Origin of the sequence: Hymenobacter aquaticus (assembly GCF_004765605.1) — a bacterium.
Taxonomy (GTDB): domain Bacteria; phylum Bacteroidota; class Bacteroidia; order Cytophagales; family Hymenobacteraceae; genus Hymenobacter; species Hymenobacter aquaticus.
On sequence record NZ_SRLC01000002.1, the window covers coordinates 454,636 to 477,485 of the forward strand.

The following is a 22,850-nucleotide window of genomic DNA, read 5'->3' on the forward strand; positions in this document are numbered from 1 at the left end:
TCGCTATGCCAGCCTCCAATTACCAGCTTATAGAATTGGTTGAACAGCTTCGCCGGTTTCATGATGCCGAGCACGAGGCCCAACAGCGTGAAATACGCCAGACTTGGGCGCTGCCGCTGGCGGCGCGGGTGCGCAAAGGTAGCGCCATTGCCAATGTGAGTATTCCCGGCACCGTACCGAGTGAGGAAACACGCGAGAGCATTCGCCAGCGGCTTACTAACGCGGGTATTGAGCCAAGCGAGGAAAAGATTCTCAACAACTTTCGTTCCTATGCGTCGCTCTCGCCTACTGTCACTATAGAAGCACCCGTCAATAGGTCAAATTTCAGGGCAGGATCCTATGTCCTCTTGCACCGCGGCGACCCATTCAATGAGCGTGAATCTTACCCATTAGTGCTCATGCAAGACGCCGGCCAACGGCTAACGCTGGAAGCCGAGTTTGGCAAAAATCCCCGTGCCCGCGGCCTCTCCGATGGCTGGATTTTGGATGCTCATCAGCCTGACTTACGGTGGATATTACATAAAGCTCTCGACCAACTTCTGGCGAGCCAGCCCGATGCTATTAGTGATGTGCTCGTTGACCAGCAGCTACCGACCTTCGACCCTGACCACCTCACCCAAGCCGAGGCTTTATCTGCTACGTTAGGTTTCAACGCCCGGCAGCGTGAGGCGTTTATCAATGCTTACGGCGCCCGTAACTATTACCTGATTCAGGGGCCACCCGGCACAGGTAAAACGTGGGTCTTGGCACACCTCGCCACAGCCTTCGCCCGGCAGGGTTTGCGCGTGCTTATTACGTCCTCCAACCACCGCGGCATAAACAATGCCCTGCGCAAGATTCACGAAGTAACCAGCTACCCGCACCTGCTCAAAGTCGGTAAGCAGGCAGATGCCGACGGCTTAGGAGAAGTTGCTAACCATGAAAACGGGCCAGCGCTTGAAGCTGTGGACGGGAATGGGTTCATCGTCGGTGCTACCTGTTTTGCTCTCTATACCAAGCGCTTAGCAGGAGTAAAATTTGACGTGGTAGTTGTCGACGAGGCCAGCCAGTTAACGCTGCTGCAAGCCGCTGCCGCTATGCTTGCTGGTCGCAAATACATTTTCATTGGTGACCACCAGCAAATGCCGCCCATCATTGCGGCCTCCCATTCCGACCCAGCCCTGCACCGCTCCGTATTCGAGCACTTGTTTACCCGCGCACCTGGCACTCGCCTGAACGTCACTTACCGACTCAATGCGAGCCTGGCTGAATTTGCATCGTCTTACTTCTACGAAAACGACTTTACTTCCCACGAGTCCGCTGCTACCCGCACCCTTCACATACCCTCGACACCCACACAGTACGCTGATATTCTTGACCCCGCCCAACCCAGCGTTTTCGTAGATCTGCGCCATAGCAACTCCAAAACATATGAGCGCAGCGAAGCCCACTATGTTGCCGAACTGGTGTCTGAACTGCTGGCTAGCGGCGTTTCTGCCAGCGAAATAGCTGTTGTTATTCCCTATCGTGCCCAGGGGCGTGCCATCCGCCGCCGCCTCGACAAACGTTGCGCTGACCGCTCGCCCGAAGAGTTAGCTCAGGTCACCATCGATACCGTGGAGCGAATGCAGGGCCAGGAACGTGACGTGATAATACTGTCACTCACGTCCGGCCGCTTTGACTCTGCTTTGCAGCGAGCCAGCTTTTACTTTATGCCTAACCGCCTCAATGTGGCAATTACCCGCGCCCGCGTCAAGCGTATCATTGTCGGTAGCTCCCACCTCACCCGCGCCCGCTTCGATGTACCCGAGTTGCAACAGTGGGTAGACTGTTTCCGAGACTTTCTCAACTCCTGTCACCGCATTACCCGCTTGGAACCGTTAAAAAAGACTCGTCCAGCCAATACTTCCAATAGCAAAGCTGCTGGATGATAAGACCACACCGGCTTAACCCCAAAAAAGGCCACTCCGACATCGGAGCGGCCTTTTTCGTCAAAGTACCTCTTACACAGTTTGCCTTAAACCTCAAAATGCGGCCGGTCCTTCCACCCCGGCCAGTCCCCGCCCCAGCGCACCGCCGGACTCGCCACCTTCATCAACTGCGCGAACCGCCGCAGGACGTGAGTGGTAAAAGGTTTTTTTGTCTGCTTTGCGTCACAAATCAGATTTGTGTGATTGTACAAGTATGATAAATTAAATATTTTATATAAATATGTGTGTGCTAACTAAGTAAGACTATGGATAACAGGTACCATCGCTTTCGGCGAGAAGTGGTTTCTTGCCTGCTTAAGCGTGGCGAGCAACTCTTTAAGCTTTTACTTTTAGGTGGCTCTTTGGCCTTATCATCCTGCCGCGCTATAGAGCCCAGATATGAGGTGAGTCAGCTACCAGCTCCTTACCAAGGTAAAGCCCCTCTCAACCATGATAACGTTGATTATCACAATCATTTAACTTTAAAGCCTTATTATCAACTTATAGAGACGCCGGTTCAAATAGTCAATCCCAGACTGGTACTTGTGCCTACTCCCCACTATGAAACTTACCCTCCTGCACAATGGGATCCATCGGGCAGGTTAGGTTATGCAGCTTGGCAGTTGAACACCTCACAAGAGTTGAGATACCAAGCCTACGGTAAATTTTCTGATTTTTCTCGTTACCGACAATCCGCTTGGCCCGAGTTGACGGGCTACAAAGCAGTCTGTACCTCGTTGTATTCTATCGAGAAGGGGCTCACGACCAACGAGGGAAGCAAAACATTAGGCATCATTAATAATACAGGGCTTAAACGCTTTGCCCTTAAAACAGTCACTGGTTTGGATAAAAAACGACTACAAAATGTAGTGCATGATTTAACGCTTGAGCCATTAATTGAAACCCAGGCTGAGTACGATTTTCTAAAGCATCAAGCACAGGCGCTGTCTGCCGAAAGTCCTCAGCGTGTCGTATTGGCCGAGCCCCGAACTCTAGATAGTCTGTTGCAGGCACCAAATACAACTGCAGTTGTTATCAGTATTGAGGGGGGGCACGTGCTCTTAGGACCTGATGCGCTGCAAAACAATAGATTGTTATTAGCAGATACCAAGCCCCAGGATGCACAGGACATCCGTGACAGGGTAGCTTTAATCAAAGCTTGGCAACACCCCGTCTTCTTCATCACGTTTAGCCACCTCATCTGGAATAAGTTGGCAGGCCAAGCGAAAGGAACAGATGCTGATGGTTTCAAGCGGCAGTTGCTTACCATCCTTTCTCGTATGCCGGGCTTTGGTCCTGCAGTTTTCACCCAGCCAAATTCAGGCATAGCGGGGCTTTCTGGAGCATCTTATGAAAGCGGTACCCTGCCATATGATAATGGGAATTCAGAACGCATTATCCCAGATGATAACCAGTTGGGTCTAGTAGCAATAGAGGCTCTTTTGAGTAAAAACAACGGGCGTCGAATATTGATAGATCTTCGCCATTCAGGTATCAAGACCCGACTGCAATTCTATCATCTCCGAGATAGTTTATATCAAGACGTTCCGCCTTTAGTTTCTCATTGCGCCGCAAGTGGCGAATCTCTACGGCTTGCAATAGCCACTGGCCTACGGCCATATTATGATAGATACCCTGAATTCAACAACCCAGAAAAATTCTATCGCAAAAAGATAAAAAATCATTCTTTTCGGATGTTTAATCAATGGCCCTATTCCAAGTACTTCTCCGACAACACCACGACGCTGAAGGCCACTGAAATATTTCGTAGTAATAGCACAGGTTGGTTCCATCCGACTAGTAATAACTTGGCAGATGAGGAAATAGAGTATATCACCCGAAATGGTGGACTCATGGGTCTCACCGTTGAGCAAAGAGGTTTGGGGGGCAGTATGAAACAGTACAAGAAGACTCGTCGTGCAGCCCAAGCGAGTTTCCGGAGCTGGCTTACCCGTAATGAACCCACTCTCACTGATGCTGAGCGTCTGATCAGAGAAAAGCAGTTTTTTGATGCGGTTCCATTCATGCGCAACCTGTGGTATTTCACTAACCTCAGTAAGCCTGGGGCTGACGTCTGGTATCACCTTACCATCGGGTCTGACTATGATGGCATTGCTGATCCTATGGATTCCTTTGCAACCTCCAGCCGGCTGCCTAACCTAGAAAGTTTTATCAATGATTATTACCAAGCGTTCGAACATGTGTACGGCTTAAGGTTTAATTTAGCTGGCCGTTCAATGTCTCAAAATCTTCGTTTAGTATTTTCAACCAACGGTGTTGATTTTATCAAAAAGTACTATCCTAGGCGCTAGTTGGTATAGCTAAAAATTAGCCTGGTAAGTCGCGCATCAAATCAAGATTTTTGAAATAGTGACTTTGATCGAAAATAATATTTTCAAACACACGCCATTAGCCGAATGAATACAAAATTCATATTCAATATAATTTTATGGGTGATGATCATTGCCAATGCAGCTTTCATGTGTAGCTGCACCATGCGATATGTACTGTACGGCACAGAGGCTAGCCGCTATAGTGGAGCGGTGCAAAACGATAGCACATTCGTTTACTTTGATCGTCAAGGAGATATGTATCCCTCGGTTGACTCTAGAGTAGTTGTTCACGACGACCGTTTGAACTACCATGGAGCGTCTCTGCAGCACTACTTTCAGTTTTTAACTAAGCCAATCTGGTCTGCGGACCAGCAAGCGCAGGTTACTTCTCTGAGTAGATACTATGGGGTCAATCTAGACTTGCCAGCAAAGGAAACAGAGGTAAAAGCTTCGTGGCTTCAGCTACAGGATTCTGTTCAGACGAAGTTTATCCGGAATTTTAATCGACAACTTAAAGCGTCCAAAACTGATGTTTTGGTAGTCTTAATTCATGGCTACAATAATAATGTAGGTGAAACCCGTTGGTTTGCGCCGCTTAAGCGTCAGATTCTGGCTAACTATTTCATTGGTGAGCGAGTACATTTCTTGCACATATATTGGGACGGGCGCTCAGGTACCTTCGTATTACCGATGTGGACATGGGCACAAGGATCGTTGTATCCGGTAGGGTTGGGAGTAAGGCAGATTCTGACTCGTCTTGACCCCAAGATGCCTGTTTATGCGTTAGGGCACAGCACTGGTGCCCCCGTATTGTGTGCGGCTTTATGGAACTGCACCTCGGCACTGAACAAGGGTCGTGATTACCAAGTGCATCTAGGCGAGAGATATTTAGATATGCTCAAACAGCCCCGTTACATCACTCCAACCTTACCTAAGTTGCGGGTAGCATTTGTCGCACCCGCTATGCCAGCATTGCACTTCAATGATTTTGACAACCGCACAACAATAGCAGGCCAACAGTCATTAACTCCACCACCATTAACCCCGCAGCGGTTTGTGATAGGTCATAACCGCCATGACAAGGTGACGGGCAAAGGCCCGTTTCCAACTAGACTCTACGGCTCTACGCGGCTGGGAACTAAAAGAAGCGAATACTGTGGACACGGTAATACAACTCCTTATGGAGTTTTGACTTTGTTGCGCAGTACAGGAAGTTCAGCAGAAACCTTTCTGTATGACTTTACTAAAGGTATTCCGTGGTTCGGGTTAGGACATGGTGTCGTTAGTTTCATGAATGATGAACGCACTTTCTCACAATTCCTTGATGCTTGGCTTACTAATAAGCCAGTGCGCGGCAACACTACATGTCCGTGATAGTCGCGTATGATAAGCATCACCGTGATGACAGTATAAATTCACGTAGGAGTGGAAAGCTACCGGTCCTTGTTGAATGAAATTAAGGCAGTAATGGAGAGAGTGCGTTGAGAATTTAATCCTATGCACTTGGTCGGTATTTGCGCTACCGAGTTTCCCAACGCTCATTCTAACTAAACAGGCAGATCGCCTGACCTGCCCGTTGCTGTTCATCTACACCTCAAAATGCGGCCGGTCCTTCCACCCCGGCCAGTCCCCGCCCCAGCGCACCGCCGGACTCGCCGCCTTCATCAACTGTGCGAACCGCCGCAGCAGCTCCGCCGACCAGCTAATCTGCCCGCCGGCCAGCAGAAAGGCCACATCCAGGGCCCGCGCCGGTACTAGGTTGTGCTTCGACCCTCCGCCGCGCTTGTAGGTCACGATGGGGCCAGGCGCCGTGCGGCCCTGCGCGTACAGCCGCTCCTGCTCGGCCGCGCTCCGGTAGCCTTCCGTCACGATGGGCCGCCCCAGCCGGGCCAGCTCCGGCCGAGCCTGCCAAGCAGCCAGGGCCCGCCCGAAGGCCGTTCGCAGCTCCTCGTGCACGCCGGCCAGACGTGCTGCCTGGCGCGCCTGCTGGGCCTTAGTCAGCGTCACCACGCCGGATAGGGGCAGCCGGTGGAACTTCGGCCGGCAGGGCCTCCGCCGGAATCTTCACGACCGCCTCCGGCTTCTGCAGAGCCTTACGCACCGTGGCCCAGATGGTCACGATGGCTACCAGCGCCTGAATTACCAGATGCCCGTACTGCTCAATCTTATCAGGATCCGGCGGCACCAGCTCGTGGCTGGCTACCTGGCCCAGAAAGGAAGTTGCCATAATGTGTGCCATATGGCCGGCTTTCGTGCTGCTGAACATGGGGCTGCGTGTGGTTTGTTGTATTTATTTACAACAAATTTACGAGCCGCACCGTCGGACAGACAGCACCGGTTGCTGTTGGTTGCGTATGGTACTTTTTTGGGCAGCCCCTGCGGGCCGGGCTGTCCGCCACTCCGCTTCGCTGCGGCCCTGCGGGCAGCCTCCTGCGTCGGCTTGGCTCCCATCCCTGCTGCATCCTCCCGATTCTGCCGCATCCCGCCGCTATTCCCCGGGCGCTCCGCCCCCGCACCCGCGGCCGGGCCGCCCTGTCTGCCCCGCACAGCCACCCCACCAGGGCCACCCGGCCGCTCCCCCGATAAGGCCGCAGCCCGCCCCTGAAACGGGGCCGGCTGCCGGTTGAAGTGCGTTCAGGCCACGCAGGCCAAACAAAGCGGTGTGCTGCGCACCGGTTGGTTTAACCGGGGGCCTCCCCGGACCCCTCGCCACCGCGCCGGCACCCGCCGGCTCCATTCCGCTTTGCTCCATTCCGACCGGCCGGTGCCTCTTGCCGCCATCCATGCCCACCGGCCCTTAAAAAGGGGCCGCCGGTCATCTTAGCCGCCACGCGGGGCCAGCCGCCGGTCCGGCTCCGCTGCTCTGCGCCTCCCCGTCGGCCCGCCCCTAAGCCCCCGCCCATAGGAGCGTTGCACGCAGCCCCAGTGGGGGAGGGCCCCCACACCCCCCGGGCATTCAGGGGGCAGGTGGGCGGCCCCGGCGGCCACGCTGTGCCGGTGCCCGTGCTCAGGTGTCCAGGGGCAGCAGCTCCACCGGGCGGCCCAGGCGCCGGGCGGCCCGCAGGGCGCTCAGCGTGCCCTTGCTGCGGCCGTCCCATACCACCAGCACCAGGTCGGCGCGGCGTACTATCTCGGCGTTGCGCACGTGGGGCGCGGCTGTGGGGCCGTGGGCCGCGTAGTCCGGCCGCAGCTCCGTCAGCAGTACCCCGTGGGCGCGGGCCCAGGCGGCGGCCAGCTGGTCCACGCCCGCCGCGCCGCCGCTTACCACGCCGGCCGGTGCCAGCTCCGTCAGCCGGGCCGGCAGCGCTGCGCAGGTGCGCACGCTCCGGCTGCCAACTACTGCTATTATTTTGTCTTTTACCATGAAATAAGATACTGTATTTTTCTTGCATTTCCAGGGGGTGTTACCGTAAAATACTTGCATTTAATTGCATATAATTCCAATTATTATTGTATATTTATACAAGTAGTTCGGGAAAGGCCCGGACGCCATGCGCCGGCCAAAGGCCACGGCGGCGCAGCCCACGGCTAACATCTACAGCCCATGCTTACCGCTTTGCAGTTCTCGCAGCTCGTTGCCGCAGCCTGGTCCGGTCCGGCTGCCGCCCACTTCGCCACCATCAGCCACTACGCAGCCCCGGAGGGCTACACCCGCACCCAGTACACGGCCTCGTACCACCTCGGCCGCGCCTGTCACCTGGGGCAGGCTGAGTGCCCCTTCCAGGCCATTGCCGCTGCCGTGCAGGCGTTTGCCGTGGCCCAGCCCGCTCCCAGCCTGCTGGGGGCCCTGGCCGTAGCCCACGCCGCCCGCGCCCTGGCTGCCGCCGCCCGGGCGCTGGCCGGCGGCCCGCAGTACCGCCCCGGCTTCATCAGCCGCTGCCTCCGTCACCGTTGCGCCCGCCTGCGGTATGCGTAGCGCCCTGCTGTCCGCGCCGGCCGCCCCTGCATCGGGGGCGGCCCCGGTGCCCACCGTGCGCCAGCAGCTGGCCCACACGCAGTCGGCCCTGCACGATGCCCGCCAGGCGTTGTACGGGCTGCGCGGGGAGTACCCGCGCCAGCCGGCCCGCTTCGCCCGCATCCGCGCCGCCATCCTGCGCCACCAGGCCGCCCGCGCTGCCTATCAGGCTGCCTGCGAGGCGTTCCACGCCAGCCCCGAAGGTGCACAGCTCCACCGCATGCGCCGGCAGTATGCCTGCTGGTAGCCCCCCGCAGGCTGGCCGGTGGCACCCGGCCTGCCTGTACGCCGGCAACCTGGGCTGGGCCGTGGTGCGCGACGTGGCCCTGCCCGGCACCCGGCCCGGCGGCCCCGGCCACTACCAGCAGCAGGCCGCCCCCGGCGCCTACGCCACCCACGGGCAGGCCCAGGCCGCGGCCGATGCGCTGAACGCGCCGCCCGTCCTGCGCCTGCGCCCGGCCGACCGCTACGGTGAGCTGCCCGCGCCGGCCGACGACGACCACCCCCACCCCTGGGACCTCAAATAAGGCTGTTGGCTGATAGCTCTTAGCTGTCAGCCCGGCCCCATCCATCAACAAGCTGACAGCCATCAGCTAACAGCCAGAGACCATGTACCAGCCCCATCTGCTCGACCCGCACCGCGCCGAGCCCCAGCCCATCCAGCCCCGCAACGGCCGCAGCTTCCGGCTGGCCGAACTCTACGAACTCCTCGACTGCCGCACGGTGGACGTGGTGCGCCTCACCGACGAGCTGATTTTGATTATCGACGACGAAGGCAAGTTCCGCAACCCGGCTTACCTCAATCTGCTGGCTACCTACCTGTGGTACCAGTACCAGCCCGCCGCCCGCGGCGTGGACAGCATTGTGGGCCGCGTGATTCTGTGCCACGACAAGCAGTTCCGCTAGGCCCATGCAAGCGCCCACCTTCCGCGCCTGGGTGCGGCCCTGTCCGCGCTTCGGCTTTGTCTGGCAGGCCCGCCAGCCCTCTTATACGACCACCGCCCACGGCGACCGGCCCACCCGGGCCGCCGCCATGCGCGAGGCTATCCAGGACTGCCGCCACTTCCAGACCTGCCACGAACACCCCGGCCCCTGCAAGGGCTGACCACACACGGCTACCGGGGGCCGGGCCGGCAACCGGCCCCCCATTTCATTTCTCATTCCTTCTTCCATGAAAACCAGACAAACCACCACCGCCCCGGCTGCACCCGCCACGCCCGCCGCCGGGCTGACTTCCACCATTATGCCCGGCCGGGCCTACCTCACGGCCGCCGTGGACGAGGCCACCGGCGAAATCACAGAAACCAGCCGCTTCCGCTACCTGCCCGGCCACCCGCGCCAGATCCGCTTCGACGCCAAGGCCGGCCAGTTCAATAGCAACGGTACCGTGCCGCTGGGTTCTTCCATCCGCTTTATCCCGCTGGCCTGGCGCATCTTCCACGACAACATCCTGAACATGGGCCGCAAGCTGTGGGCCGAGTTGTTTTATGCCGACGACAAGGGCGCCATCTGCGCCGTGCTGTTCCACGGCTATTCGGTCGAGAACCTGTACCGCCTCATTGAGCCCCTGTTCTACGACGACCTGACCCTGGCCGACGTGGTGGTGAAGGTGCAGGCCGCGAAGAAGGAAACCGTCAAGGACGGCAAGAAGGCCACCTACTACATTGCCGAATTTAGCTACGAACCCGCCGATCCGGCCGAAGTGCAGGCCCGGCAGGAGTTTGCCCGCGACTTTCCCATCTGGCGCCAGGAAACCCACACGGGTACGGCCGACGTGCGCATCCGGGACGGCTACACCGTGCCCGCGGAGGCAGAGGCCGTTACGGAAGAAGCACCGGAAACCCAGCAGGCTGCCTGATGTCCCGGCCCCCGCTTCCCCGGTGGCGGGGGCCTGATCCGGTTACCCATCCAGCGCCATGACTCCGCTGCATACTATCCTCACGCTGCCCCGGCTCCGCGTCGAGCAAACCCCGCTCGATGCCACCGAGGCCGATCTGCTGGCCCGCCTCGGCCGGCTTGTAGAAGCCACCGGCCCCATGCCTGATGTGCGCGTCCTGGCCCCGGCCATCCGGGCGCTTTTCCCGGCCCCTACTTACCAGGTAGGCTGCGGCGGCACCCACATCTGGCTGCACCGCACCGACGACCCGGGCCGCCTGGCCATCATTCACGAAGACCGGTAAGCCCCGAACGCAGCATTTATCCACTCTCAGGAACCTGACAGCCATGTTTCACAGCCTCCAAACCTACCCCGGCCTCACCCAGGAGCAGCACCGCGCCCTGCCGTACGTTTCCAATACCGACCTGTCTGAGCTGAAAGCCCGGGTGCTGGGCCAGCTCCGTACCCCCAACCCCCGGGCCCTGGCCTACGGCACGGCCTTTCACGCGGCCACCCTGGAGCCGCGCACCTACGCCCGCACCGCCGACAACTGCCCCTGGCAGGAGCTGGAGCAGCTGGCCCGCCACGTGCGCCGCCACCGCTACTGCCGCGACCTGCTGTACCGCGGCACCGCCGAGCTGACCCACACCGCCGTGCACACCGAAACCGGGGTAGGGGTGAAGGTGCGCCCCGATCTGCTGGTAATCAGCCCCGCCGGCCGCCGCCGTACCCTAATCGACTTCAAAACTACCAGCTGCCGCAGCCGGGAGCAGTTCCTCGCCACCGTTGAGCAGTACGACTACGACCGCCAGGCTGCCCTCTACCTCGATGCCCTGCAGGCTGACCGTTTCCTGATTATCGGCGTGCAGAAGAAAGCCCCGCACGAGGTATGGGTATTAGACATTAGCGCCAATGCGGCCCTGCTCACTCAGGGGCGGAAGAAGTACACCGCCCTGCTGCATCGGTACACTGCTGAGGTCGTGCCAGTAGCCAAGGCCTACACCCATCGTTGTGGTATGTACCATTCCCGCGGCCCGCAGTTCTATACATAGCTGGACGTCAGTACTTCGGGGGGGTAGGTCTGTTTCCCACGGCTACTGACAATCTCCTCTGACAGCTGCTCCACTATATATTGCCATTGTCTTCTGCCAGAACGAGACGGCCTGTTGCGCTGTGTTGCTGGCGCTTCACGCGCTGGTGGAATTCATACCCGCTGGCATGGGAGTATTGCAGGTGGAAACACGTGCCTTAAATGTTGGCGGTTGCCATAATGCTTGAAGCATGAAAGCAAAGCCAAAGAGCTGAGCACACAGATGTGCTACAGGAAATCCTAAACCTCCGCCAGGGCCAGGGATTGTGCTGATGGTTCCGGCTCAAGACCGATTTCGCTTTTGGCCCTGACACCACAGTAGTCCCTTAACAGCCGAGCAATAGTGCGGGCAACCCCATTGGCCAATGGAACGGGTACACCATTGCCAATCATCTTGAACTTTGCGCTAAGTGGCAGGTCGGTTGGTAGAATGTATTGTTCATCCACCCCTTGGATACGCAGCACCTCCCTGACGGAGAGACGTTTGTTTTCCCATGGGTGCAGATGAACTTCGTTGTTGCCGTAGCACGCGGTCGGGCTATACCGGTATCGGTGTAACCGTTTAAAGGAACGGTTAGATACCATGCCTTCGTCGGTTGCCGCGGGCTTTTCAGAGAATAAGTTGAAACGCTCCTTGGCATTGTGGGTTGTTTCCTCCAAATGTTCAGGAACAAGGCATCGGCTAACGCACAAATCAAGCTGTTGCTCCATTTCTGGTGCAGGAGGTGTTACACCCAGTGGCGTGATGGTGGGCCAGGTGTAGCTCTTTCGGGCCTCCGCGTGGGTAAACTCCTGCTCCCAACCAGCCCAGCCAGCCTGTAGCAACTCAGGTGCTGACAAGTCTATCTGCGGTGTCTGTACCAAGTCCCGCCGGATACCTATCAGGAAAAGCCGTTCGCGGCTCTGCGGCACTCCGTAGTCCAAGGAGTTTAGTTTGGCATAATCTGTCAGGTAATGCTGTTTGAAAAAGTCCCGGATCAGATCAAATTCTGCCCGGTGCTTTTTCTGTAGCAAGCCAGCAACATTCTCAAAAACGAAGAAGGCCGGTTGCAGATGGTCAATGCGCCAACAGTAATCGTGCGTCAAACTACCCCGCTTTCCACCAATCCCTTCCCGTTTGCCGGCGATGCTGAAATCCTGGCAAGGTGGCCCGCCTATGATACCGAACAGATTGGGTGTTCCTGCAGGAAAGGCCTGCTTCAGAATTGTGTCATCGTCCGGTATGTCTACAATGCTGCCTGCAAAAGAAATCTGCGCTTCTTCAGCCTGTGGATCTTTCCCGCGACGCCAGGAGGTCATGCCCGCAGCATAAAGGGCAGCAAACTGAGGGTCAACCTCATTAGTCCACACCACGGGAAACCCTAATGACTCAAATCCCATGTCCATTAGTCCGCCGCCTGTGAAAAACGACAATACGGGAATCTGATGGGCTATTTCCTGCAAGCTTTGAAGTGACGCATTCATTAATTCCGCACAACTGTTATCCTCGACTGCTATACGATACAGTAACTGGTAAATGTAGTTCAGTCACGACTGATAGTAAAGTGAACAAAACAACAATTTCTAACCGTTGGAAGCAGTATCAACCAATACTGCGTAAGGCTCACACAGTTGCTTCACCTGGCAGCCATGGCAAATTTCCTTTGCAGGCCGCGCGAGCTTCTCGCTATGGCCAGCGGCAATCTGATTGTTGACTTCCTTGAACATCTCACGTGCAGCAGCTAGTAAGGAGGAACACTCCTGCAAACTGCCAGGCACTGTGTATTCATTACCCGCCAAATCTGCCAACAGCATTGAAATTGGCCATTCGCCAGAGCTTTCATGCAATACGGCAGCATACAATTGCAACTGTGTGATGTACTCAGGCTTGATTCTGCGGGCATCCGGCTCCTGAGAATCCGCGTCCGGTTCGGTTATGCGCCCGGTTTTATAGTCCACTACCTCCAGATTGCCAGCGGCGTTTCGCCTGATGAGGTCAGCTACACCGCGGACAACGCCATGACTGTCAGCCAGCCGTTGTTCAACCCCAAGTGGAACAGAGGAAACGGGTTTCGACCTGCCTGTGAGCATCCAGCACAGCAGCAACTTTCTGACAGCATACTGATGAGCGCGGTAAGCAAGTGGAACCAGATGTTGCTGCTGCTTTTTAAGCAGCTCAGCCTCCTGACATTCCACTTGCCTGTTCCACTCAGCTTCAAACTCAGCTACCGTGCTTATCCCGCTTGTGTTAGCGGCCTCCAACACTTTATGAATAATGGTGCCCAATGGCCCAGCACCGCCAGGTCCTGAACCTGAACCCGACACTGCCAGTAACATTTTTCCCTCGGGAGACCTTTCCAGCAGCACCTGATAAGCGCAGCGCTGCAGCCGCACAAACTGGCTGGGAGATACACTGGTGAGAGGCTGCAGCGCTGTAATCATTATTTCAGCAGGTTTTGGCTGCTTTTAAGCCATTCATAACATTTGCCCATGCGGCGGGCCAGATTGAACGAATCCAGGAACTGGACTTGCCCATCATGGTCAAGCGCATACTGCTGTGCCAACGCGAGTATCTCAGTTAGCCAGCTGCCTTCCTCAGGACGGTTGAGTTCCCAGAATGGATGTACTGCCAGAGTTATGTTCTGGCGGCTGGGACCCCATAGCAGGACAGGAAGAGCCTGACCGTTGCTGGCCCGCAACTCGCTGACTTCGCCTGTAATGCCTCCAGGAGTAATGAAGAAGCTGGTAGCCAGGTCGGAAAAAAGAACTTTAGTCTGGTCCAACCAGCCTGCGAGTTCGGGGGTAATGAACTGCCCATCTGTACCAGCGCGGTAAGAAGGGTCTCTCATAACTCGCAACAGACTTAGTGCAAGCCGCCAATCCAGCAAAGCATGATAACTCATGTTACGGTAGCCCATCAAGCAGTTGTAGCAGGCCGTTTTGCAGCGCTCCGGGTGGCCATCTGTCCCAGTTCCTCTGTCGTTGTGGATCTTGTCCAGATAGCCTCCTGCTTCTGCTGGTGCTAGTGCCTCCTGTATCAGGTCCATGCCAATTGATCCATGGCCTACAGGTGCCATCTTTCCGAACAACCGTCGCACAAAGCCTGAACCATTTGGCAGCGCATCGCTCAGTGTCAACTGACCTACGAAACGGCCTGCTCGTTTGTCATCAGCCAAGGGCACTTGCGTAATGCTGCCAATTTCAATTTCCTCGGGCTCGATATCCTCTTCATCCGCAATGGCGCGCTGCAGCAGGAACGCAGCTGAGTAATACGCGGCCTTCACCCCGTCTCTTTGCGAACCAGCTGATCCATCTAAGCCAAGGTTCAAGCCAAGGGGTACTGTTGTGGGCCTGAGTTGCAATAGCTCTGTTTTTTTATTGGCTGCCAAGGCCACCCGCTCCTGCGGATTGGCTTCGTCAGCCAGCCATTGCTGGGTAGTCCACACGTCGTTAAGTTGCTTCTCCCGCACATTTGCTTTCATTCCCCCTCCAAATAATGCTTCGCGAGGGCCCTTGTTCAAGCGCCATACCACATCAGCATCCCAAAGCATTGCCTGTGACCCGTGCAGCTCCAATACAGGGGTAGGCTCACTATCAGCGCCACGTTCTGTTAATAGGGGAGGACGCTGCACATACGAATCCACGTCTTCCCGTTCATCGCTGCCCGGGCCATAGTTCGTACGGAATGCTCTAGGGGAAACTACTTCATAGATATGTGCCGTGCTGACGTGCGGCGCATCAAGTTCGGCCTTGCAGGCCTCAACGGGGCACACTGCTGTGGGCGGGTCCGCCTGTTCGCAAGTGTCTGTATGATGGCATACCGGACAGGTGCGCATCCAGCGTCGGAGCACGAATGGGTCCTCGTCACGGTTGCTAATTACTGTCCGGTCGTAGCGTTGCTGGGTCTGCAACTCAGAGGTGAACCCAGTGGCCATGTAATAGAACTTGTCCTTGAGCTTTTGGGCTCCCGGAGCAAATTCATAAATGGCAGTGTCCGCCTGCCGGTCAATGAGTGGTAATATCCACCTACCGGCCTGCTGCCGCGCTCCTAAGTGCAGATTCCGGACCGTGGTAGGCATTCCAAACATGGGGAGCACACCGCCTTGGGCCAGTTTGTCGGCGTTGTCCTCACCTGGGGATTTGCCGGTCATAACCCGGTCCATTTCCCGGTAAAGGCCAGTGCCTGTATCAGCTAGCCAATCCAGCATTTCCGGAATATACTGCGCATTCTGGGCACCCGTCATAACATCCAGGACCTCTGTAGCCCAATCGGCTGACTCCTCCTTCAGCCATTGCTTAACGCCATCCTGCCACGCAGGCCATGTTCCTTGCTCCCCGAACTCGCCATGTACTCCGCCTCCAGTGGCGCCAGCATACTGGAACGCCTCGCGCAGCGCGGCTTTAGCCAGCACGCGCTTCAAAATGCGGGGCTGGTCCATTGCCAGGAAGGGTGTAGGAGAATCGTCGCCGGTTATTTTGTGGGGGTTGGCAAAATAAAATTCATCATGGCTGCGGCCCCGGCAGAAGGTGAAGGCGACGGAGTACGCCTGGCCCCGGCGGCCTGCACGTCCGACCCGCTGCTGGTAATTGAAGCGCTGCGGGGGCATGTTCGCTAACATCACTGCCTGTAGGGCACCGATGTCAACGCCAACTTCCAAGGTGGTTGTAACGCTCAGTAGATCGATCTGCCGAACTACTGCTGGTCCTTCGTCGGTCAGCACCACGTTACGGAAATGCCTTTGCCGCTCAAACTGGTCATCCGTTTGGCCGGTAAGCTCTTCGCAGTGTAAGCGGATGGAAGGCCGTGGATGCAATGCCGCGTGGTAAGCGAGGTAATTCCGCTCCCAAAGCTCATAACACTGCTTTTCTGGCTGTTTGGGCAGCGGCTCACGGCACCCCGTACAAACTCCTGCTGCTGGATGCAAGTGCGGACGGTAACATTTGCCGCAAATCCATACCGGGTCATTCTTGGCAGCGGCTTGCAAACTTAGGGCAATGGGGTCTACGTTACCGTTGGGATCTACAACAGCGGAACCTCCTGCTCCGCGCAAGTACCGGCGCACCCAATCAGCAATAATATTCCACTGGTCTCTTCCGCCCAGGTGTAGGCCTGCAACGGCTTTCATATACCGTTTAACGGCGCCAGGGAAACTCTCGTCATCGGCCAGCGGCCGTTCGCTTTTGTACTCGCTGGTAGTGTAACGGTATTTGTCGCCCAGGATTCTGATAACGGCGCTCAATATGTGGTCTGCGTGTGCATGAAGTATAGAGGGCAGAGCAGATAATGCTGAATCGCTGAGCTTAGGCCGCACCACGGCCGTTGCCAAGCCTGATGCTTCAAGGGAGTAAAACAGGCGGCGGAACAGCAATTCTGCTAACCTATCTGTCATCCCATTGCGAATTTCATCACTCAGAGCACCATAGTTTTCCCGCCACTTAGGCTTAACCGGATTAGAGTAGTCAAGCCCACTAAACCATGGCTTCTGGCGATTCTGGATGTCCAGAAATTGTACTTTCAGTTCATTCCCTCCTGGGTTTACACCTAGTTGCAAAAACGATTCCTGCAAAGGGCCGGCCCCGTTGTGTGAACTAAGGCTATTGTCCGATAAACCGCTTATCAACTCCTTAACAGATACAGTTCTCTCTGAAATCTTATCTAATTCAGACTGTGCCGCTATGCCGTCGTTACGCTCATATTCGTTATCACTGCTTGACAAGCGTGCTTTGTTGAGCAGGTATGATATCTGGCTGTATAGGTTTGGATGCTGTTCCTTAACCCCGCTTTTAGTTAACTCAGATGCTTCCGGGTCTTTCAGTAATCGGATGATGGAGTAGCCCGATACTACTCGTTGTAGATTAATTGTTAGTAGTTCACGTAGCAGGTCGCCATAATGGTTGCGTTCTATTCCATTGGCTACCTGAGCTGCATCGTCTCGGCTGTCAGAAAATACAACCAGTTTCCGGCTATCGGCGCCTTCTGGCAGCTGTAATAGCAGTTCCTTCGCAAACGTCTGACTGGTCTGGCCGAAACCAGTCCGGAAGCCGCGCACTGAACTCAGGCGTTTCTTGCCTTTCTCATGATTGGCACCACACCCAGGGCATACAGCTGGCATAGCCCGCAATGGTTGTGCGTCGGCAGCACTCTGTCCTTCCACGCAAAACAGCCACCCCGTAATCCAATCCGGTCCGTTGGCGGCACTTGGTGTTGACGAGCCGTTCCCGAGTAACTGTACCTGGCCGGTACGGCTATCAATCCTGGCCCGCACCCATTTAGCTGTGTTGGCTGGCCGGTTTTTGCCTATGCCAGGTTGCTGCCAAGGAAACGGACCCTCTGCATCAAGTTCGGCCTGCGTCCATTCCCGCCGCGGGTGTTCATAAGGTAGGACCTTCTGATCCCCAGCTGGCCAAAATACCGCATAGTCGGCATAGGTCCGCCGCTCCACCAGGGTTTCTGCTGCTTTCTCCGGAATGCCCTCAATGTCAGGGCTAACAGTCAGCATCTGGAAGCTGTTGCGGGAGGAAGTGCCTGGTACCGACCAGTTAAGGCGGGCTCCTCCATAAAATACAGTACCGCAGCTGTCACAGTACAGACCTTCCAATACATGCTGGCCGTCATCGGTGCGCAGCTTTGTCTGAGGCAACAGCTCACCAAACGGCTTTCTCACCTGCTGACCAGCGGGTAAACCAGGCAGGCCTACCCACAAGCCTTCGATGTTGCGAAAGAAGAAGTGAAACCGGAATCGGGGCAGTGCACGCCCCTGTACCCGTGCTGCCTTCTCGACATCCCGGAATTGCTTGTCATCGAGTAGACCGCGCGCAATAAACAAGCCACGCATGGCGGCCCGTAAATCCGCCTCGGCATGCCCTGGGCCAAATAATGATATAGCCAGGTGCTGGAAGCCAGGGGCAAGGCTGTCATTAGCTGGCAGTACGGGTACTGCACGGATCTTGGTGCGTCCAGTATCCTGGTCAGTTACCTGACAGGCCGCGTACAGCCGTTCGCGCAACTGTAGTTCGGCCGACAACAGGCTGCGTCCCAATGCGGCTACACCCGTGATGGGTTCAGTTGTGCTCTGCGTTCTTTTGCAAAACTGGTTCAGCAGCTGGGCCGCTTCGGTTGCAGCCTCGTCTAATTGGTCCTGGGTTCCGCCCCATGCGTCAGCCACTACCTTGAATGGGGCTATTGGCAAATGGCATTTCAGGCTACCGTCAGGAGATGTAGCTACTTCAATCTCTTGACCTTTGATGATTTGGAAAGCCTCGTTGCCATCTTCATTAGTGGGAACACCAAAAAAGTCCTCGAGGAACTGACGACTTGCTGCGCCTTCTTCTCCTTCTGTTTCCAGCGAAGCACTGCTGGCCAAGATCCGTAGCTGCGGGTGTGTAGGCGACAAGCCAAGCCGCTGTAATACGAGCCGTAAGAGGTAGGCTACTTCCGTGCCGGCAGTGCCCCGGTATAGGTGCAGCTCATCAACGACCAGGTGGAATATGCGGCTGCTGTCTTCTTCTAGCCAAAGGCGTGTCTTCTCAAAAATCGGGCTGTCCAGTGTACGCATTAGCATCACACTGAGCATTGAGTAGTTGGTAATCAGGATATCCGGTGGAGAATCCTGCATATCAAACCGGCTCCGCATCTCAGCTCCATCCAGCTGCGGAAAGAAAGCAGTCAGTTCTTTCCGGCGGTCAGCGTTTTCAGGCTGACTTATAAATTCCGCAATGGCTTCTGCATTGGCGCTAGCTTGTTGCAGCTCAGCCCGTAGCTCAGTCAGCTTGTACTTGTTAATCTCCCACTGCCCAGCCTCATTCTTCTTGCGCAATGAGCCGGCCACGGGAGTAGCCCCTGTATATCGGCCGAAATGGATGCGGTTGCCATTGTTGTTGGCATCAAACCAGTCGCGGGCATCCTGCGAGTCCAGTGCCCGCCGCAAGCGGGTCATCTGATCCTCAACCAGGGCGTTCATCGGGTAAAGAATCATTGCCCGCACTGCCGCTGGGCGGTTTTCGTGCCCGCGTTGTTTGGCGGCAGGTTTTAAGCCGCTGCCTGCCGTTGCCGCTTTATCAACTGTGCTAGCATCCGTGAGCTTATTTGGGCCATCCCACCAGTTTTTTGCACTGGGTGGCATCTCTCCGGCCGGCCGCCATTCCTTTCGGGTGAATTCCTTGGTGATTTCAGCCAAGAGCGGCAACAGAAATGATTCGGTCTTACCCGAACCGGTACCAGAAGTGATGACACAGTGTTTATGCTGTAGAGCTTCCCGCAGCATCATCACTTGGTGCTCATATAATTCTATCTCTGGATTGTCAATCAACCCAGCCTGGATCAGGCCCTTGAAAAGCTCCTGCTGTCGGCTGTCCAATCCGGGCAGGTCATCCGGGCCAAGTGCGGCAATATTCTTTCTGCTGCTCTTGTACTCCGGTAGTGGTTCGGCCCATGGCTGACGGTACAGCACCCGGTCCTGATGCAGTAATTTGTGCCGACGTTCTTCTATATCTGGAAATTTGGTGCGGAATGCTGTTTCTACGTAGCGGATAAAATTGTCACGGATGGTGTCAAACGCACCGATAGGATCATTCATAACAGGAGGGGGGCAAACAGTTCAGGTGTTGTACTTCAATGATCTTCTGTCCCAGAAGCTCAGGCAATTTGTTGTAGAGCAGTGTGTACATGCCAGGGGCACTGTAGACGTTGTAGCGTCGTATCTGGCCACCGTATTCAATAAAACATTGCTCAGGAGCTAATCCACTTAATAGAGTGGCCGCCCGTGCCGGCAATTCGGGTAACGGTGTTGCTGCTGGCACGGCAAGCAATTCCTGTGACTGGCTATGGAGCAGCACCCGTTTCGGGGCTCCTGCCTCTGCCCGCGAAAGAACCAGGTATCTTCCCCAGCTCTTATCAACGGCATAAGGAATATTATCCTGCCACAAGTAACAGTGGCGCCGGTACACTGTAAGCTCAAATTCAACCAGACTGAAGGATTTGTCACCAATCCCTTCCTGCCATTGCAGCGTTTGCGGGTTGAACCAGGACTGCTTCCAGTCGTCAGGGAGTTCGTCGTTATGGGGTTGCAACGAAGCGCCGTATGCTTCCAGCTTGGTGGAAAAAGCCATCAGTTCCGGTTGCACCAGGTCGCTGCAGAATTGCAGTCGGCATTCGGCCGCCAGGTGTTTCAGCTTGGGCAGTCCATAACTGGTCTGAGCAGTACCGCGTGCTGTCAACACCACCCGATCAGGCAGAAGCAGGTGGGTATTACTATTGGGCTGCGGGCTCACTTCCACCTCAACATCTAAAGCTGCAGCCTGTTGACTGATGTCTTCGATGAGCTGCCTGGTACGTGCTCCGGTCAAGAGCATGCGTCGGCCACAGAATCCTGTAGGTGCTGGCAGCAGGATGACCCCAGGTGGGTGGACGCGCAAAAGACCATGCTGTGCGTCATAGTCTCCAAATCCTAGTTGGCCATAGAGCCGCATGGCAGCACGCTTGTCTGCGGCCTTCGGTGGGGCTGCTTGTGAACCTGGGGGGGCTGCACGGCGCCGTTTGTCATGGATTACCTGAAACGCCTCACCGAATTCCTGATTGCTGAGCCGTCCCTGAAGAGTCAGATAGTGTAAAAGTGTATCGTTGTGCACTGTGGAATCAGCAAACGGGTTGGAAATACTGGGCATAAACCACCTGCTGGCGCAAGCGTAGCTGCTTCAGAGTTTGGGTTTCTCCACGCAGCCCATATCCGTCATAGCACAGGCCTGCCAATTCCTCGGGAATAATGGTGGTAGCAAGTCCAAGTGAATCCCGGCTGGGAGCAGAATAATTTTCTGGCAGCTTGCTGGAAACGATGCAATGCGGCAAGCTGCTGACATTTGCTTCGCCGACGGCAAACACTTTGAACTTTCTATCTGTAACCATGTCGGAAGGCAAATGCCACAAGGCAGCATCTTTCTCGTCCCGACATAATTCTACTGCTGGTCCCCCGTCTGTGTATGCCAGGCATAGCTGCCAGTCTCTTTGGCCGTTGATAACCCGGAACGACGGCACCAATTCATCCAAGTAGGTGCGGTAGCCGCAGGCCAGGCCACCTTCTGCTACAATTTGGGTTTCAGTAGCGACGGGCAGTCCGGCAAGTCCTGTTGCGTTTACAGGCAAACCCTCCAGCCAGAATAAACAGTAGTCGTTTGGAACCCCATCGAAGTGTGACCATTCCAGAAATCCAGCCGGTCCAACGTTATTCTTCCATTGTTGTACTGCGCTGGCATGGTGCTTATGGCAAAGAATCAACAGGGGAGTACCATGTTCGAGTGTTTGTGCCGGCACCCACCATTGGTAAAAACCGTAGCGTCCTCCAGAAATGAAGACCTGCAGCTCAGCCAACTGAGCTACCACCTTCCAATTGTTCGCAGGATCCCGGTAAACCTGCGCTTGGCTACTAGTCACTATGCCTTCTACTTCCTGCGACCATTCAGCCGTTTCCGGTTGAACAGCTTGCTGCTGTATGCCCGGTCCCGTCAGCTTCATGTCGTCCGGAATCGGTGTTTTGATATCCAGCCGGTAGTGTAAGGTGAGCTTGCCGGTTTCACCTATCCAGTCAGGAATAAAGGGCATCAGCCGGGCATACGTTTCACCGCGGTACTCCACAGTCTTCACCTGCCCACCCAAGCGTATCACCCGTTCACGCCGACTCGTGCTGCCAGTCCAACGGTCCAGCACGTTCTGCACAATGTCTACAACCGCCACCCCTAGTTCTGTGCTCTCTTGCAGCTCGTGTCGGGTGGAGGCAGGTAGTAATATGGATGGGTCCTGCAGCAACAGGGTCCGCATTTTGTCGGCAGTGACTTTAGATCCTGGTAGGAGATTGTTTCGCCCAAAAAATGCTGGCAAACCGCTTAGGGTAGTTGGCGGGAGAAGACACTGAGCCCTGGGCCAACCAACATGGATATGATGCCCCAGCTTCCGGGCCACCAGTACCCCACGTGCGCCCTGTAAATCCTCCTGACTCCACCGGGCAAGCTCTTGCCACATCTGCACCCAAACCCCGCTGCCTAGCTGAGCAAAGGCATTATCTGGCATCTCAGTCTGGCGCAGCAGTAGCCCTTTTCCTCTGAAAAAGTTATTCCAGCATCTGTAAAATCCTCGGGTTACAGATGTATCAATGCTGAACGGCAGCGTAAAGCAAGCCAAATACAACAGATGAAGCGGAGCTTTGAGCGACAATTTTCTGTTACCACGGAACATGACTGTGCGCTGACCAGTAATGGCTCCCTGTGCAGCATGCATCCAGTCTTGCCAGGCATACTTGGCCAATTCAGCTGGATGAGCAGGTGCATCACGCACAACACAGTCTTGTAATTCCTCACTTAGTACTACGGATTGCTTGCCTGAGGACACACTGTCCCAGAACACGGGGCCGCGTTGTAGGGCTTGCCAAAAGTCACGCAGAATAACAGCACTTTCGGCTTTGGCCAATGTTACCAAAGTACTGGTGGCGGTGGGCTTGGCTGCTGCCGATTGGACCGCCTGAAGTAAGTTGTCCTCAGTGAGATATAGGAACACCTCCTGTCCCTGCCGGTCAGGTTTAAACAAATAATCTGCGACCAGATTATTCCACTGTATATAGTCCATATTGAATAACTGCAGATTAGCTGTAGTTGCTTTACAGCCATATTTTTGAGACTAGCA

General features: G+C 55.9%; 19 protein-coding genes. 11 read left to right on the forward strand and 8 right to left on the reverse strand.

Features of this window, described 5'->3' with window-relative positions; all coding sequences use genetic code 11:
* Positions 1–5 precede the first annotated feature (5 nt).
* The 3 genes from E5K00_RS14650 (at position 6) to E5K00_RS14665 (ending at position 5,656) form a co-directional block, all read left to right on the forward strand.
* Positions 6–1,910 (forward strand): DEAD/DEAH box helicase, encoded by a 1,905-nt coding sequence (locus E5K00_RS14650; protein WP_135464071.1) that lies wholly within the window; start codon positions 6–8, stop codon positions 1,908–1,910.
* A gap of 305 nt (positions 1,911–2,215) precedes the next feature.
* On the forward strand, positions 2,216–4,261 hold the full coding sequence (locus E5K00_RS14660; RefSeq protein ID WP_135464072.1) for a hypothetical protein: 2,046 nt from the start codon (positions 2,216–2,218) through the stop codon (positions 4,259–4,261).
* A gap of 105 nt (positions 4,262–4,366) precedes the next feature.
* The gene (locus E5K00_RS14665) at positions 4,367–5,656 is read left to right on the forward strand and encodes a hypothetical protein (protein ID WP_135464073.1); all 1,290 of its coding nucleotides are present in this window, start codon (positions 4,367–4,369) and stop codon (positions 5,654–5,656) included.
* 213 nt (positions 5,657–5,869) lie between these two features.
* On the opposite strand, the gene E5K00_RS14670 is transcribed toward E5K00_RS14665, so the two are convergent.
* From E5K00_RS14670 to E5K00_RS14680, 3 genes are all read right to left on the reverse strand, one after another.
* Complete coding sequence (locus E5K00_RS14670) at positions 5,870–6,289, reverse strand: M15 family metallopeptidase (RefSeq protein ID WP_245328302.1); 420 nt, start codon at positions 6,287–6,289, stop codon at positions 5,870–5,872.
* Positions 6,276–6,509, reverse strand: coding sequence for a hypothetical protein (locus tag E5K00_RS14675; RefSeq protein WP_135464074.1), 234 nt, complete (start codon positions 6,507–6,509; stop codon positions 6,276–6,278). The genes E5K00_RS14670 and E5K00_RS14675 overlap by 14 nt, the downstream gene beginning before the upstream one ends.
* A 780-nt stretch (positions 6,510–7,289) precedes the next feature.
* Positions 7,290–7,646, reverse strand: a complete 357-nt coding sequence (locus E5K00_RS14680; protein WP_135464075.1) for an SLOG family protein — start codon at positions 7,644–7,646, stop codon at positions 7,290–7,292.
* A 180-nt stretch (positions 7,647–7,826) separates the two neighbouring features.
* On the opposite strand from E5K00_RS14680, the gene E5K00_RS14685 reads away from it, so the two are divergent.
* The 8 genes from E5K00_RS14685 (at position 7,827) to E5K00_RS14720 (ending at position 11,165) form a co-directional block, all read left to right on the forward strand.
* Positions 7,827–8,198 (forward strand): hypothetical protein, encoded by a 372-nt coding sequence (locus tag E5K00_RS14685; RefSeq protein WP_135464076.1) that lies wholly within the window; start codon positions 7,827–7,829, stop codon positions 8,196–8,198.
* Entirely contained in the window at positions 8,191–8,484 is a 294-nt protein-coding gene (locus tag E5K00_RS14690) for a hypothetical protein (RefSeq protein ID WP_135464077.1), read from the forward strand. The genes E5K00_RS14685 and E5K00_RS14690 overlap by 8 nt, the downstream gene beginning before the upstream one ends.
* A complete protein-coding gene (locus E5K00_RS14695) occupies positions 8,471–8,764 on the forward strand; it encodes a hypothetical protein (RefSeq protein ID WP_135464078.1) in 294 nt (97 codons plus the stop codon). The genes E5K00_RS14690 and E5K00_RS14695 overlap by 14 nt, the downstream gene beginning before the upstream one ends.
* An 82-nt stretch (positions 8,765–8,846) precedes the next feature.
* Entirely contained in the window at positions 8,847–9,143 is a 297-nt protein-coding gene (locus tag E5K00_RS14700; protein ID WP_135464079.1) for a DUF3846 domain-containing protein, read from the forward strand.
* Between the two features lie 4 nt (positions 9,144–9,147).
* The gene (locus E5K00_RS14705; RefSeq protein ID WP_135464080.1) at positions 9,148–9,342 is read left to right on the forward strand and encodes a hypothetical protein; all 195 of its coding nucleotides are present in this window, start codon (positions 9,148–9,150) and stop codon (positions 9,340–9,342) included.
* Positions 9,343–9,408: 66 nt separating this feature from the next.
* On the forward strand, positions 9,409–10,095 hold the full coding sequence (locus E5K00_RS14710) for a hypothetical protein (protein ID WP_135464081.1): 687 nt from the start codon (positions 9,409–9,411) through the stop codon (positions 10,093–10,095).
* Positions 10,096–10,153: 58 nt separating this feature from the next.
* Complete coding sequence (locus E5K00_RS14715; protein WP_245328303.1) at positions 10,154–10,417, forward strand: hypothetical protein; 264 nt, start codon at positions 10,154–10,156, stop codon at positions 10,415–10,417.
* Positions 10,418–10,460: 43 nt separating this feature from the next.
* On the forward strand, positions 10,461–11,165 hold the full coding sequence (locus E5K00_RS14720) for a PD-(D/E)XK nuclease-like domain-containing protein (protein ID WP_135464082.1): 705 nt from the start codon (positions 10,461–10,463) through the stop codon (positions 11,163–11,165).
* 278 nt (positions 11,166–11,443) lie between these two features.
* Here E5K00_RS14720 and E5K00_RS14725 read toward each other — a convergent pair whose 3' ends face one another.
* The 5 genes from E5K00_RS14725 to E5K00_RS14745 form a co-directional block, all read right to left on the reverse strand.
* Positions 11,444–12,667, reverse strand: coding sequence for a DNA cytosine methyltransferase (locus E5K00_RS14725; RefSeq protein WP_135464083.1), 1,224 nt, complete (start codon positions 12,665–12,667; stop codon positions 11,444–11,446).
* Between the two features lie 99 nt (positions 12,668–12,766).
* Positions 12,767–13,624 carry a RecB family exonuclease gene (locus tag E5K00_RS14730; RefSeq protein WP_135464084.1) on the reverse strand — a complete coding sequence of 286 codons (858 nt, stop codon included), beginning with the start codon at positions 13,622–13,624 and terminating at the stop codon, positions 12,767–12,769.
* Positions 13,624–19,758 carry a DEAD/DEAH box helicase gene (locus tag E5K00_RS14735; protein ID WP_135464085.1) on the reverse strand — a complete coding sequence of 2,045 codons (6,135 nt, stop codon included), beginning with the start codon at positions 19,756–19,758 and terminating at the stop codon, positions 13,624–13,626. Before E5K00_RS14735 ends, E5K00_RS14730 begins: the two co-directional genes overlap by 1 nt.
* Positions 19,751–20,845, reverse strand: coding sequence for a hypothetical protein (locus tag E5K00_RS14740; RefSeq protein ID WP_135464086.1), 1,095 nt, complete (start codon positions 20,843–20,845; stop codon positions 19,751–19,753). Before E5K00_RS14740 ends, E5K00_RS14735 begins: the two co-directional genes overlap by 8 nt.
* Positions 20,817–22,793, reverse strand: a complete 1,977-nt coding sequence (locus E5K00_RS14745) for a hypothetical protein (protein ID WP_135464087.1) — start codon at positions 22,791–22,793, stop codon at positions 20,817–20,819. Before E5K00_RS14745 ends, E5K00_RS14740 begins: the two co-directional genes overlap by 29 nt.
* Positions 22,794–22,850 lie beyond the last annotated feature (57 nt).